Here is a 13,636-nt window from a genome sequence, read left to right as displayed (position 1 = left end):
GGGCAATGTTTGTCGGTTAAGTCCCGAAAGCGGATTCCCCTGTAGGAGCCGGCTTGCCGGCGATGAGGCCCTTGAGCCTTGCTGCGCCTCTCCCGACGCCATCGCCGGCAAGCCGGCTCCTACCAGAGGGGTGTCCGGATTAGTGGTTGCCTTCGTGCGGTTCCCAGTCGCGGGTACGGCTCACGGCTTTTTTCCAACCGTCATAGAGTTTTTCCTTTTCGCCTTCGGCCAGTTGCGGTTCGAACTCACGCTCGATCACCGCCTTGCCGCGCAACTCTTCCAGGCTGCCCCAGAAGCCGCACGCCAGGCCGGCCAGGTAGGCGGCACCGAGGGCGGTGGTCTCGCGCATTTGCGGACGCTCGACGTGGGTGCCGAGGATGTCGGCCTGGAATTGCATCAGGAAGTTGTTCGCTACCGCGCCACCGTCCACGCGCAACGCCTTGAGGCGCTCGCCCGAATCCTGCTGCATGGCGTCCAGTACGTCGCGGGTCTGGTAGGCGATCGACTCCAGCGCGGCTCGGATGATGTGGTCGACACGCACGCCACGGGTCAGGCCGAACAGCGCGCCACGGGCATAGGGGTCCCAGTACGGCGCGCCCAGTCCGGTAAAGGCCGGGACCAGGTAGACGCCGTTGCTGTCCTTGACCTTGTTGGCGAAGTACTCGGTGTCGTGGGCATCGTTGATGATCTTCAGCTCGTCACGCAGCCACTGCACGGTGGAACCGCCGTTGAACACCGCGCCTTCCAGGGCATAGGCCACTTCGCCGCGCGGGCCGCAAGCGATGGTGGTGAGCATGCCGTGGTTGGATTTCACCGCCTTGGTGCCAGTGTTCATCAACAGGAAGCAGCCGGTGCCATAGGTGTTCTTGGCCTGGCCGGGCTCCACGCACATCTGGCCGAACAGGGCGGCCTGCTGGTCGCCGGCGATCCCGCCGATGGCAATGCCGCTCTTGGTACGGCCGTAGATTTCCGAGGACGACTTCACTTCCGGGAGCATTTCCCGGGGAATGTCCAGGAGTTCGAGCATCTTCGCATCCCATTCCAGGGTGTGGATGTTGAAGAGCAGGGTGCGCGAGGCGTTGGTGTAGTCGGTGACGTGGGTCTTGCCACCGGTGAATTTCCAGATCAGCCAGCTGTCGACGGTGCCGAACAGCAGCTCGCCGTTGCGTGCGCGTTCGCGGCTGCCTTCGACATTGTCGAGGATCCATTTCAGCTTGGTCCCGGAGAAGTACGGGTCGGTGACCAGGCCTGTGGTTTCGCGGATGTAGTCTTCATGGCCGTCGCGCTTGAGCTGCTGGCAGATCTCGGTGCTGCGACGGCATTGCCAGACGATCGCGTTGTAGATCGGGCGGCCGGTGGTCTTGTCCCAGACCACGGTGGTTTCACGCTGGTTGGTGATGCCGATGGCGGCGACCTGGTCATGGTGCAGGCCGGCCTGTGCCAGGGCCTCGACCATCACCGCGCTCTGGGTGGCGAAGATTTCCATCGGGTCGTGCTCGACCCAGCCGGCCTGTGGATAATGCTGCTGGAATTCACGTTGGGCGGTGCAGACCACATTGGCGTCGCGATCGAAGATGATCGCCCGGGAGCTGGTCGTACCCTGATCGAGGGCAATGATGTAGTTCTTATTCTGAATGTCGGTCATTTTCGATTGCCTTGGACTGAAATAGGGAAAAGTTGAGTCAGCAGGCACCATCAGGGAGAACGGTGCCGGCAGGGTCGGACGTGTTGCGGTGTTTCAGGAAGCCTGGACCTTGTTGGCCGCGGTCGTCGGTTCATCCTCTACAACGGCGGCACTGGGCAGGTGGCGGGCAATCATCCCGCGATACAGCACAGCGCCAAGGCAGGCACCGACAATCGGTGCAAAGATCGGAATCAGGAAATACGGGATATCGCGCCCGCCGGTAAAGGCTATTTCACCCCAGCCGGCGAAGAAGGTCATCAGCTTCGGACCGAAATCCCGTGCCGGGTTCATCGCAAAGCCGGTCAGCGGGCCCATCGCACTGCCGATCACTGCAATCAGCAGGCCGATCAACAGCGGCGCCAGCGGACCGTTGGGCAAGCCGTTGTTGTCGTCGGTCAGGGACATGATCACGCCCATCAGGATGGCAGTGATCACCACTTCCACCAGGAAGGCCTGGGCGGTGGTCAGGGCCGGATGAGGGTAGGTGGAGAACACCGACGCCAGTTCCAGGCTGGCCTGCGAACCACGGATCATGTGGTGAGTCTGTTCGAAATCGAAGAAAAGATTGCTGTAAAGCGTGTAAACCAACGCGGCGGCACAGAAGGCACCGGCGACCTGGGCGAGGATATAGAACGGCAGTTTGCGTTTTTCGAAGTCGGCGAACAGGCACAGCGCAATGCTGACGGCCGGATTGAGGTGAGCGCCGGAAACGCCAGCGGTCAGGTAGATCGCCATGCTTACGCCGATCCCCCAGATGATGCTGATTTCCCACAGACCAAAGCTGGCACCCGCGACCTTGAGCGCGGCAACACAACCTGTGCCGAAGAAAATCAATAATGCGGTACCGAGAAACTCGGCAATGCATTGTCCCGACAGCGACGGTTGTTTCAAAGCAGTGGTCATTGGATACCTCGATTTTTGTTGTTGTCTGACGCCAATCCCGATGGTTGGCGTGGTCTTTCGTCGACTTGCGGGGATCCCCATCCCTGAAAGCGGTTTGCCGCTGAGTACTGTTGGTGTAGGACTATGATCTTCAGATTCGAAAAAATATAGACAAGAAACACTGCTGTCAAAGGTCGAAAGTGAACTATCGTCCACATTCTGACTATTGATCGTGTGAATGAGGTGGTTTTGTCTGTCGGGCCCTGGTGATGGATACGTTGCTTTCGGCGTGTCCAGTCCCCTGAGATAGAGGCTTGCGAGTGTGTAATAGAGCCTTTTGCCCAGCGATGGCCTAAAATCCGGGCTTACCTTCCTATCTGTCGGGAACGATCATGACGCCTGCCTTGGACCTGCTGAAAAAAGTTCGTGCCGAACATCGTGTGCACAGTTACGAACATGATCCGAAAGCCGCTTCCTATGGCCTGGAGGCCGCGGAAAAACTCGGGCTCGCGCCGGCCCAGGTGTTCAAGACCTTGCTGGCCAGCAGCGAAAAAGCCGAATTGCTGGTGGCGGTGGTACCGGTCGTCGGAAGTCTGGATCTGAAGGCCCTGGCCCAGGCGGCAGGGGTCAAGAAAGTCGAAATGGCCGACCCTGCCGCGGCCCAGCGAGCCACCGGCTATCTGCTGGGCGGTATCAGCCCGCTGGGGCAGAAGAAGCGCCTGCGGACCTTTATCGACCAGAGTGCGCAGTCTTTCGCGAGCATTTTTGTCAGCGCCGGGCGTCGCGGCCTGGAGGTGGAGTTGGCGCCGGCAGTGCTGGCCGAGCATACCCAGGCGAAGTTCGCCGATATCGGTCGTGCCTGATTGGCGGGCTGCGGCTGTATGGTGGAAATCGGACGTCTCTGTCACTAGGCGTCGAGCGACGTCGTCGTCATGCTTGTGAACTAAAGACAAGGAGAGGACGTCATGCAGCTTGAATTTCACCAGGTCGACGCTTTCAGTGAGCGCCCCTTCGGCGGTAATCCGGCCATGGTCTACCGGCTCGACGCCTGGTTGGCCGACGAACTGATGCAGCAGATTGCCGCCGAGCACAATCTGGCGGAAACCGCGTTTGTGGTCCGCGAGGCATCGGGGTGGCGCATTCGCTGGTTTACGCCCACTACTGAAGTCCCGCTCTGCGGCCACGCGACACTGGCCAGCGCCTTTGTCCTGTTCGAGGTCTATGGCGAAACGGCTGAAACCATCAATTTCGTCTGCAAGTCCGGTCCACTGAGTGTCAGCCGCGAGGGCGACTTGCTATGGCTGGATTTCCCGGTACGAGCGCCCAGCGCGATCGGCGTGACCCTTGAGGTCGAGCGTGCACTGGGCACGACCGTGGTCGATGTCCTCGGGGCCAACGAGTTGTTCGTGGTCCTGGCCTCGGAACAGGCTGTACGTGAATGCGCGCCCGATTGGGCAGCGGTGGCGAAACTGCCGTGGCCGGGGGTGATTGTGACCGCGCCGGGCCGGCAGCATGATTTTGTCTCGCGTTATTTTGCCCCCGCCATTGGCATCAACGAGGATCCGGTCACCGGGTCGACCCATTGCGCGCTGATTCCCTACTGGGCGCAGCGCCTGGGCAAGACCGACTTGACGGCTTACCAGTGCTCGCAGCGGGGTGGTGAGTTGTCCTGCCGACTGGAAGGCGATCGGGTGAAGATCGGTGGCAGGGCGACGCTGGTGGCGAGCGGGCGGCTGAGCCTGGCCTGAGAGAACCGGAGCTGAGCCGCCGCTTCGACTCAGGCGGCGTGGTTTGACGCCTGGAACAGCACCAGGTGTTCGGCCGCGACGCGAATTCCGACATCGTCTCCCGGCCGGTGATCGGCATGGCTGGGGAAGATCGACTCCAGTTGGCTGCCGGTCGGCAATTGCAGGCGATAGAGGGTCGAGGCGCCGAGGAATGTCTTGCCGATGACCCTGGCTTTCAGCGGGCTGTGGGGCGCGTGGACGATATCGTCGGGACGCAGCAGCACATCCACCGGGCCGCCCACCGGCCAGGCATAGGCCCGGTTGCCACGCAGCAGGCCCAGCTCGGTCTGTACCGACTCCGGGCTGCTCAGTTGTCCGCGAATAAAGTAGCCCTGGCCGATAAAGCTGGCGACAAACGGTGTCGCCGGCTCGTGATAGAGGTTGTACGGGGTGTCCCACTGCTCCAGCCGACCTTCCTTGAACACGCCGACATGATCGCTGACCGCAAAGGCTTCCTCCTGATCGTGGGTGACCAGGATCGCGCTGGTGCCGCGCAGCTTGAGGATGTCGCGTACTTCGTGGCTGAGCTTGCGCCGCAGTTCGCCATCGAGGTTGGAGAAGGGTTCGTCGAGCAGCAGCAACTGCGGCTCCGGAGCCAATGCCCGGGCCAGGGCCACGCGTTGCTGCTGGCCGCCGGAAAGCTCATGGGGATAACGCTTGCCCAGGCCCTTGAGGTTGACCAGTTCCAGCAACTCGTCGGTGACACGAGCCTGTTGCGGATGCTTGCGAATGCCGAAGGCGATGTTTTGCGCGACGCTCAGGTGTGGGAACAGCGCGTAGTCCTGGAACACCATGCCGATCCGGCGTTTCTCCGGGGCCAGGGTAAACCCGGCGCTGGAGATGACTTCGCCCGCCAGCTGGATCTCGCCCTCGTGGATCGGCTCGAAACCGGCGATGGCGCGTAGCGTGGTGGTCTTGCCGCAACCGGAGGAGCCCAGCAGGCAGCCGATATCACCGGCGTTCAAGTGCAGGTTGAGGTTCTGCACTACCCGTTGGTCCTGATAACCGCAGGCCAGGTTGTGCAGATTCAACAGCAGGGGATGACTCATGCCGGGCGATACGCCGGCTTGACCAGAAACTCCAGCAAGGCCTTTTGCGCGTGCAGGCGGTTCTCGGCCTGGTCCCAGGCGACCGAACGCGGGTCGTCGAGCAGGTCGAGGCTGATTTCCTCGCCACGGTGGGCCGGCAGGCAATGCAGGAACAGGACGTCGGGAGCGGCCAGGTCGAGCAGTTCGCGGGTGACTTGCAGCGGCGCGAACAGGGCGAGGCGCTTGGCGGTTTCTTCTTCCTGGCCCATGGAGGTCCAGACGTCGGTGCTGACCAGGTGCGAACCGCGCACGGCCTCCCGTGGGTCGCGAACCAGCTGGACCCGCTCGCCGGCCAGGGCCAGGAGTGCCGGACTGGGCTCATAGCCCTCGGGGCAACTGACGCGCAGCTGGAAGTCGAACTGGATCGCCGCTTCGATATAGCTGTTGCACATGTTGTTGCCGTCGCCGATCCAGGTCACGGTCTTGCCCTGGATCGAGCCGCGATGTTCGAGGAAGGTCTGCATGTCCGCCAGCAACTGGCAGGGATGCAGGTCATCGGACAGGCCATTGATCACCGGTACGCGGGAGTTGTCGGCGAACTCGGTCAGGGTGCTGTGCTTGAAGGTACGCAGCATGACCACGTCGAGCATGCTCGACAGGACGATGGCGCTGTCGCCGATCGGCTCGCCACGGCCCAGTTGGGTGTCGCGCGGCGAGAGGAAGATCGCCTGGCCGCCGAGCTGGATCATGCCGGCTTCGAACGAGACGCGGGTACGTGTCGAGGACTTCTCGAAGATCATGCCGAGAATCCGACCCTTGAGTGGCTCGAACAGTACACCGCGATCACGCAGGTCCTTCAGCTCGATGCCTCGACGAATCACGCTGACCAGCTCTTCGGGCGTGCAATCCATCAGGGAGAGAAAGTGCCTTGCGCTCATCATTAACTACCTTTTTGCAACAGACCGCAGATACTCAAAGCCGGGTTTTTCGGAAAAACGGGCGAGACCTGCGGCGTAAGCCGCACGGGGCGACGAAATAGGGGAAGACGCGATCGTATAAGAAAATGTCGCGTGTTACCAATAGGAGGCTTTGTTTTGGCGCGTTGTAGCGAGGGAATGGAGCTGTCCCCAGCGGTTTTTCCACGTCTGTCCAAGCCTGTTGCCATCATTACAGCCGGTGCACTTGTACACTGGCGCAGCGTCGCTTGGCAATTGAAGGGGACGGCTACAGGCGGCTTCTGGTCGTTTTCCGGATCTCCGGTCGGGGTGTTTGCGTGCAGCATCACGCTCTCGGTCAAAAGCGGAAACATTTCCTAAACAATGCTGCTAGGTTATAAATGTATCACTGCAGACACACCGAGGCTTTGGAATGGAATCGAAGGAACAACAACTCATGGAGTTGCTGAAGCTGACCGCGCAGACGCTGACGCACATGACCGCTTCGGTGACGTCAATGTCTTTCGAATTGTTACGCAGTGAAGACGAGGTCACGCGCGCGGCCGGGCGGCGAATGATTGACCGCATGGCCACCATCAGTTCCGGTCTCGACGATCACTGGCGCCTTATCGGTGAGCTGACCGGTGTGCATGTGGCCCACGAACAGGTCGAAACCATCCAGGAAATCCAATTGCAACCCGCCCCCAGGCTGCCCCTGGCCTGATCTTCGCGAGTGTCATCGGCTCGCCTGATGCCCCTCGATTCACAAGACGAACGTCGCTGGCGGGCTTATCCGTCACGGGCCATAGTTCTATTCCCGCAACCTGAGCGAGGTTGCCCCGAATAAAACAGAGACTGGCCATGACCAAGACTCTTCATCACCGTGCCTGCCATCTGTGCGAAGCCATTTGTGGCCTGACCATCGAAACCACCCGCAGCGAAGACCGGGTGCAGATCACCTCGATCAAGGGTGACGCCCAGGACACCTTCAGCCGTGGCCATATCTGCCCGAAAGCCGTGGCCCTGCAGGATATCCAGAATGATCCGGATCGCTTGCGCCAGCCCATGCTGCGGGTCGGCAGCGAATGGCAACCGATCGAATGGGAGGCGGCCTTTGCGCTGGTTGCCGAGCGCCTCGGGGCGATCCAGGCCCGCCATGGCCAGAACGCCGTGGCGATCTACCAGGGCAATCCCAGCGTGCACAATTACGGGCTGATGACCCACAGCAACTATTTCCTCGGTTTGCTGAAGACCCGCAACCGGTTCTCCGCGACCTCGGTCGACCAGCTGCCGCAGCACCTGAGCAGCTACCTGATGTACGGCCACGGGCTGCTGCTGCCGATCCCGGACATCGACAACACCGACTTCATGCTGATCCTGGGCGGCAATCCGCTGGCCTCCAACGGCAGCATCATGACCGTACCGGATGTGGAAAAGCGCTTGAAAGCCATCCAGGCTCGCGGCGGCAAGCTGGTGGTGATCGACCCGCGACGCAGCGAAACCGCGGCCATGGCCGATCAGCACCTGTTCATACGTCCCGGGGGCGATGCGGCTCTGCTTTTTGGCCTGCTCAATACGTTGTTTCAGGAAGGCCTCACCCGCGACAGTCATCTGCCGGTGGATGGCCTGGATGAAGTGCGCAAGGCCGTGGCGGGGTTCACGGCTGAAACCATGAGCCCGCTGTGTGCCGTGCCCGCCGGGCAGATCAGGCAACTGGCGCGGGATTTCGCGGCGGCGGACAAGGCCGTCTGCTATGGGCGTATGGGGGTTTCCACCCAGGCCTTCGGCACCCTCTGTCACTGGCTGGTGCAATTGATCAACCTGGTGAGCGGCAATCTCGACCGGGTCGGCGGTGCATTGTGCACCAGCCCGGCGGTGGACCTGGTGGCTTCGACCGGGGGCGGGCATTTCAACCGTTGGCAGAGCCGCGTCTCCGGCTTGCCGGAGTACGGTGGCGAGCTGCCGGTGTCGGCGCTGGCCGAGGAGATGCTCAACGAAGGTGAAGGGCAGGTACGCGCACTGGTCACCGTGGCCGGCAACCCGGTGTTGTCGACACCCAACGGCCGCCAGCTGGAACAGGCGCTGGATGGTCTGGAGTTCATGGTCAGCATTGACCTGTATATCAATGAAACCACCCGTTACGCCGACCTGATCCTGCCCTCGACTTCCGCACTGGAGAACGATCACTACGACACGACGTTCAATATGTTCGCCGTGCGCAACGTCACGCGTTTCAACCGGGCGATCCTCGCCAAGCCGGAGGGGGCACTGCACGACTGGGAGATCTTTGTCGGCCTGGCCAAGTCGTTTGCCGCAATGACGGGCAAGGAGTTGAAGCCGACGATGCCACCGGCGCAGATGATCGACATGGGGCTGCGCCTGGGGCGTTATGGCGATGCCTCCGAGCACAAGTTGTCGGTACAGGCCCTGGCCGGGCATCCCCATGGCGTCGACCTCGGGCCTCTGCGGCCGAATCTTGGCAAGCGTCTGAAAACCCCGGAGCAACGTATCCAGGCCGCTCCACCGGAGATCCTCGCTGATCTGGCGCGCTTCGCCGCGCAGCAGCTGCCCGAGGCGGGCGAACTGCTGATGATCGGACGGCGGCATGTGCGCAGCAACAATTCCTGGATGCACAATTACCACCGGCTGGTGAAAGGCAAGCCGCGCCACCAGTTGCTGATGCACCCTGACGACCTGGCCAGCCGCGGGCTCGATGACGGGCAGCGGGTGCGGGTCAGTTCGCGGGTCGGGGTGATCGAGGTCGAGGTGCTCGCCAGCGTCGAGATGATGCCGGGAGTTGTGAGCCTGCCCCATGGCTGGGGACATGCACGGCCGGGTGTGCAGATGACGATCGCCAGCGGTCAGCCGGGTTCCAGCGCCAATGACCTGACCGATGAGCGCCAGCTCGACGAGCTGTCGGGCAATGCCGCGCTGAACGGAGTGCCGGTGCGGGTGGCGGCGGCTTGAGTGGTATGTCGCCTGGTCGCTGCGCGGTTCGCAGGCAAGCCAGCTCCTACAAGTTTCGAGCAAGGCTTGGAATTTGTGTATCGCTGGGGGACATTGTGGGCTTGGTCCGGGCGGCGTTCCGACGAACCGCCGCAGGCGGCCATGCCAGAGCGATATCCGTCGGGGAGACCGAGCACCACGCTCGGCTTTCCGATACAATGCGTCACCGTGCCGACAACTGAGTCGGAAAGTTTAGCCGAGGTGTTCCATGGATATCATCGAAACGATTAAAGAGCAGATTGCCAACAACACCATTCTGCTTTACATGAAAGGCTCGCCGAATGCCCCACAATGTGGCTTCTCCGCGAAAGCCGCTCAAGCTGTCATGGGCTGTGGTGAGAAGTTCGCCTACGTGGACATCCTGCAGAACCCGGAAATTCGCGCCAACCTGCCAAAGTACGCCAACTGGCCAACCTTCCCGCAACTGTGGGTCGGCGGTGAGCTGGTTGGCGGTAGCGACATCATGGCTGAAATGTTCGCCAACGGTGAGCTGCAAGCCCTGGTCAAGGACGCTGCCGAGAAAGCCGCGGCCAAGACCGAAGCCTGATCGGCCTTGCAGGAGCCGGCAAGCCGGCTCCTGCAGGAATAGGTGTCTGCTTATCCGGCACCTATAAAAAAGCCCCGCACTCTGAACAAGAGTGCGGGGCTTTTTATTGGGGGCGGGTTATTCGTCGCCCATCTGCGATTGCAGATAGTTTTCGATGCCGACCTTATCGATCAGGCCCAGTTGGGTTTCCAGCCAGTCGATATGTTCTTCTTCGGACTCGAGGATATCTTCCAGCAGTTCACGGCTGCCGAAATCACCGGTCTTTTCGCAGTGGGCAATCGCTTCTTTCAGATCCTTGTGGCCTGTTCTTTCAATCTTCAGGTCGCACTCGAGCATTTCCTTGGTGTTCTCGCCGATATGCAGCTTGCCCAGGTCCTGCACGTTCGGCAGGCCCTCGAGGAACAGGATGCGCTTGATCAGCTTGTCCGCGTGTTTCATCTCGTCGATGGACTCGTGGTACTCGTGCTTGCCCAGCTTGTTCAGGCCCCAATCCTCATACATGCGGGCATGCAGGAAGTATTGATTGATCGCGACCAGTTCATTGGCAAGGATCTTGTTGAGATGCTGGATGACTGATTTGTCGCCTTTCATGATGGGGTCCTGCCCTGTAATAGCTGTCTATAAGGCAGAGTTTGATCCCGACAACTTCGAGTGTCAAACCTAAGTTATTGAATAATATATGAAAATTAATCGGAATAAGAATGTTTGTGTTCCGCGTCTTGAGGCTAAGCGATTGAATTACAGGCATAAAAAAACCGGACACTAAGTCCGGTTCTTTGAATCGCGGCATTTACGCCGCTGAAAATTCTGCCGCGTAGGGCAAGGCTGCCTGGCTGCTTTGCAGTTCGGTCAGGGTTTCGCGTACCACTTGCTTGGCCAGGCACGCACATTTGCCGCATTGGCTGGCAACACCGGTGGCCTGACGCACTTCGCGGTAGCTGCAGCAACCCTCGAAGATCGCATCGCGGATTTGTCCGTCGGTGACGCCAGTGCAGAGGCAGACATACATAAGGTGAGAACCGTCGCTGGTTAGGGCTCAATTGCCATGGATCTTAATGTTAACGAGAATGATTGTCAAAGTGGTTTATGTAAGCTTTTTGTCAGATCGGTCGTTGGCTGACGAACGGGGGGTGGCGCGTGGTAATCGGCGTCGGGGGCGACTTTGCAAAAACCGTTTAGGAACGTCAAAAAACGCGGTGTATGATGGTCGGTTCCAAGGAAACGGGATCGTGTCACAGGCTTGTCGCTCAAGGCTGGCAGGCTGGGTGCGATCTTGTTCTGAACGTTACTACACCAGGAGATATCCAATGAGCGTACTCGTAGGCAAACAAGCCCCCGACTTCACCGTCCCGGCCGTACTGGGCAATGGCGAAATCGTCGACAGCTTCACCCTGTCCTCGGCCATCAAAGGCAAATACGGCCTGGTGTTCTTCTACCCGCTGGACTTCACCTTCGTCTGCCCGTCCGAGCTGATCGCCCTGGACCACCGCATGGACGATTTCAAGGCGCGTAACGTTGAAGTGGTTGCCGTTTCCATCGACTCGCACTTCACCCACAACGCCTGGCGCAACACTGCCATCAATGATGGCGGCATCGGCAAGGTCAAATACACCATGGCTGCCGACATGAAGCACGACATCGCCAAGGCCTACGACGTCGAGTCCGTCGATGGCGTGGCTTTCCGTGGCGCGTTCCTGATCGACGACAAGGGTGTTGTCCGTTCGCAGATCATCAACGACCTGCCGCTGGGGCGTAACATGGAAGAGCTGATCCGTCTGGTCGACGCCCTGCAATTCCACGAAGAGCACGGTGAAGTCTGCCCGGCCAACTGGAAAAAAGGCGACAAGGGCATGGACGCTTCGCCAGAAGGCGTTGCCAAGTACCTGACCGAGAACGCCGGCAAGCTGTAAGCCGTCGTTTCACGGACAAAAAAACCGGCCTTTGAGGGCCGGTTTTTTTATGGGCGGGATCTGCGCTGGCAAGCGATCAGTCGTTGAAGTCTTCCCAGCCGCCCATTTCCTTCCAGCGATTGACGATGCCGCAGAACAGTTCGGCGGTCTTCTCGGTGTCGTAGCGCGCAGAGTGGGCTTCACGACCATCGAAGTCGATATCGGCGGCCTGGCAGGCCTTCGCCAGCACGGTCTGGCCATAGGCCAGGCCGGCAAGGCTGGCGGTGTCGAAGCTGGAGAACGGATGAAACGGATTACGTTTCATGTCCAGGCGCGCGACGGCGGCGTTGAGGAAGCCCAGGTCGAAGCTGCTGTTGTGTCCGACCAGGATCGCGCGCTTGCAGCCGTTGGCCTTCAGCGCCTTGCGCACCCCACGGAAGATGTCGGTCAGCGCGGTTTCTTCGCTGACGGCCATGCGCAGCGGGTGATCGAGCTTGATCCCGGTGAACTCCAGGGCCGCGGCCTCGATATTGGCGCCTTCGAAGGGTTCGACCCGGAAGAAGTAGGTGTGCTCGGGGAACACGAAACCTTTTTCGTCCATGCCGATGGTGGTCGCGGCGATTTCCAGCAGCGCATCGGTGGCGGCGTTGAAGCCACCGGTTTCTACATCGACGACGACCGGCAGGTAGCCGCGAAAGCGCGCGGCCATCGGGTGACGGGAGCCACCTGAGTTGCCATTGCCTTCCAGTTCGTCATCGAAATGGTCTTCACTCACAGCGTTTCCTCCAGCAGGCGCCAGCGCAGTTTTTCACCGGCGCGCAGCGGGATTACGGACAGCTCGCCAAATGGCAGGCTGGCAGGGGCGGTCCACTCTTCGCGGACCAGGGTGATGCGCTCGCTGTTCGGTTCCAGGCCGTAGAAGCGTGGGCCGTGCAAGCTGGCGAAACCTTCGAGCTTGTCCAGGGCATTGCGTTGTTCGAATGCCTCGGCATACAGCTCGATGGCTGCATAAGCGGTATAGCAGCCGGCGCAACCACAGGCGGCTTCCTTGGCGTGCTGGGCGTGGGGGGCCGAGTCGGTGCCGAGGAAGAACTTCTCGCTGCCGCTGGTGGCGGCGTCGAGCAGAGCCTGCTGGTGGGTGTTGCGCTTGAGGATCGGCAGGCAGTAGAAGTGCGGCCGGATACCGCCCACCAGCATGTGGTTGCGGTTGTAGAGCAGGTGGTGCGCGGTGATGGTCGCGCCGACGTTGGCTGAAGCCTCGTTGACGAACTGCACCGCGTCGGCGGTGGTGATGTGCTCGAATACGACTTTCAGCGTCGGGAAATGTTCGACCACACGGCGCATGTGTTCGTCGATGAACAGCTTCTCGCGGTCGAACACGTCGACGTCGCCGCGGGTCACTTCACCGTGGATCAGCAGGGGCATGCCGACTTCGGCCATGGCTTCCAGGACCGGGAAGATCTTGTCCACGCTGGTCACGCCGGAGTCCGAGTTGGTGGTCGCGCCGGCCGGATAGAGCTTGGCTGCGTGGACAAAACCGCAGGCCTTGGCGGCGCGGATTTCCTCGGGCTGGGTGCGATCGGTGAGGTAGAGCACCATCAGCGGTTCGAAACGGCTGCCGGCCGGCCGCGCCGCGAGAATGCGCTGGCGATAGGCATTGGCCTCGGCGGCGTTGCGTACCGGAGGCACCAGGTTGGGCATGATGATGGCGCGACCAAAGGTGCGCGCAACATCCGCTACAGTGTGGGGTAACACAGCACCATCGCGAAGATGAATATGCCAGTCGTCGGGACGCAGCAGGGTCAGGCGGTCGGACATTGGGGATTCCAGGCGGGTCGAACTGATGGGAATGCTACCGGAAAAGACTCTCTCAGGCAC

General features: G+C 60.8%; 14 protein-coding genes. 6 read left to right on the top strand and 8 right to left on the bottom strand.

Annotation, left to right across the window (positions count from 1 at the left end; all coding sequences use genetic code 11):
* Positions 1 to 139: 139 nt before the first annotated feature.
* Both glpK and HX851_RS39630 read right to left on the bottom strand, forming a co-directional pair.
* Positions 140 to 1,645 carry a glycerol kinase GlpK gene (gene glpK, locus HX851_RS39635; protein ID WP_177057771.1) on the bottom strand — a complete coding sequence of 502 codons (1,506 nt, stop codon included), beginning with the start codon at positions 1,643 to 1,645 and terminating at the stop codon, positions 140 to 142.
* Between the two features lie 93 nt (positions 1,646 to 1,738).
* The gene (locus HX851_RS39630; protein ID WP_177057770.1) at positions 1,739 to 2,587 is read right to left on the bottom strand and encodes an MIP/aquaporin family protein; all 849 of its coding nucleotides are present in this window, start codon (positions 2,585 to 2,587) and stop codon (positions 1,739 to 1,741) included.
* A gap of 371 nt (positions 2,588 to 2,958) precedes the next feature.
* Here HX851_RS39630 and ybaK point away from each other — a divergent pair, with 371 nt between their 5' ends.
* Both ybaK and HX851_RS39620 read left to right on the top strand, forming a co-directional pair.
* Positions 2,959 to 3,429, top strand: coding sequence for a Cys-tRNA(Pro) deacylase (gene ybaK / locus HX851_RS39625; protein ID WP_177057769.1), 471 nt, complete (start codon positions 2,959 to 2,961; stop codon positions 3,427 to 3,429).
* 102 nt (positions 3,430 to 3,531) lie between these two features.
* Positions 3,532 to 4,314: a PhzF family phenazine biosynthesis protein gene (locus tag HX851_RS39620; RefSeq protein WP_177065256.1), complete on the top strand. Its 783-nt coding sequence runs from the start codon at positions 3,532 to 3,534 to the stop codon at positions 4,312 to 4,314.
* Between the two features lie 29 nt (positions 4,315 to 4,343).
* On the opposite strand, the gene HX851_RS39615 is transcribed toward HX851_RS39620, so the two are convergent.
* Positions 4,344 to 5,402 (bottom strand): ABC transporter ATP-binding protein, encoded by a 1,059-nt coding sequence (locus HX851_RS39615; RefSeq protein ID WP_177057767.1) that lies wholly within the window; start codon positions 5,400 to 5,402, stop codon positions 4,344 to 4,346.
* Complete coding sequence (gene argF, locus HX851_RS39610; RefSeq protein ID WP_177057766.1) at positions 5,399 to 6,319, bottom strand: ornithine carbamoyltransferase; 921 nt, start codon at positions 6,317 to 6,319, stop codon at positions 5,399 to 5,401. Before argF ends, HX851_RS39615 begins: the two co-directional genes overlap by 4 nt.
* Positions 6,320 to 6,749: 430 nt before the next feature.
* Here argF and plzR point away from each other — a divergent pair, with 430 nt between their 5' ends.
* From plzR to grxD, 3 genes are all read left to right on the top strand, one after another.
* Positions 6,750 to 7,040, top strand: a complete 291-nt coding sequence (plzR, locus tag HX851_RS39605; RefSeq protein ID WP_177057765.1) for a PlzR type 4 pili assembly inhibitor — start codon at positions 6,750 to 6,752, stop codon at positions 7,038 to 7,040.
* A 137-nt stretch (positions 7,041 to 7,177) separates the two neighbouring features.
* Complete coding sequence (locus HX851_RS39600; RefSeq protein WP_177057764.1) at positions 7,178 to 9,283, top strand: molybdopterin oxidoreductase family protein; 2,106 nt, start codon at positions 7,178 to 7,180, stop codon at positions 9,281 to 9,283.
* A 247-nt stretch (positions 9,284 to 9,530) separates the two neighbouring features.
* Positions 9,531 to 9,869: a Grx4 family monothiol glutaredoxin gene (grxD, locus tag HX851_RS39595; RefSeq protein WP_177057763.1), complete on the top strand. Its 339-nt coding sequence runs from the start codon at positions 9,531 to 9,533 to the stop codon at positions 9,867 to 9,869.
* Between the two features lie 117 nt (positions 9,870 to 9,986).
* Here grxD and bfr read toward each other — a convergent pair whose 3' ends face one another.
* Together bfr and HX851_RS39585 are read right to left on the bottom strand one after the other, a co-directional pair.
* Positions 9,987 to 10,460 (bottom strand): bacterioferritin, encoded by a 474-nt coding sequence (gene bfr, locus HX851_RS39590; RefSeq protein ID WP_017126317.1) that lies wholly within the window; start codon positions 10,458 to 10,460, stop codon positions 9,987 to 9,989.
* Between the two features lie 199 nt (positions 10,461 to 10,659).
* A complete protein-coding gene (locus tag HX851_RS39585; RefSeq protein ID WP_177057762.1) occupies positions 10,660 to 10,878 on the bottom strand; it encodes a bacterioferritin-associated ferredoxin in 219 nt (72 codons plus the stop codon).
* A 298-nt stretch (positions 10,879 to 11,176) separates the two neighbouring features.
* Between HX851_RS39585 and HX851_RS39580 the strand changes: the two genes are divergently transcribed.
* A complete protein-coding gene (locus tag HX851_RS39580) occupies positions 11,177 to 11,779 on the top strand; it encodes a peroxiredoxin (protein WP_177065257.1) in 603 nt (200 codons plus the stop codon).
* A 76-nt stretch (positions 11,780 to 11,855) separates the two neighbouring features.
* Here HX851_RS39580 and rnt read toward each other — a convergent pair whose 3' ends face one another.
* Together rnt and pyrC are read right to left on the bottom strand one after the other, a co-directional pair.
* Positions 11,856 to 12,533 carry a ribonuclease T gene (gene rnt / locus HX851_RS39575; RefSeq protein WP_017126314.1) on the bottom strand — a complete coding sequence of 226 codons (678 nt, stop codon included), beginning with the start codon at positions 12,531 to 12,533 and terminating at the stop codon, positions 11,856 to 11,858.
* Positions 12,530 to 13,576 (bottom strand): dihydroorotase, encoded by a 1,047-nt coding sequence (gene pyrC, locus HX851_RS39570; protein ID WP_177065258.1) that lies wholly within the window; start codon positions 13,574 to 13,576, stop codon positions 12,530 to 12,532. The genes rnt and pyrC overlap by 4 nt, the downstream gene beginning before the upstream one ends.
* Between the last annotated feature and the right edge of the window lie 60 nt (positions 13,577 to 13,636).

Source organism: Pseudomonas gingeri, assembly GCF_013385635.1.
Taxonomy (GTDB): Bacteria; Pseudomonadota; Gammaproteobacteria; order Pseudomonadales; family Pseudomonadaceae; genus Aquipseudomonas; species Aquipseudomonas gingeri_A.
The sequence above is the reverse complement of the archived record's forward strand: the minus strand, read 5'-3'. Positions and strand labels throughout refer to the sequence as shown.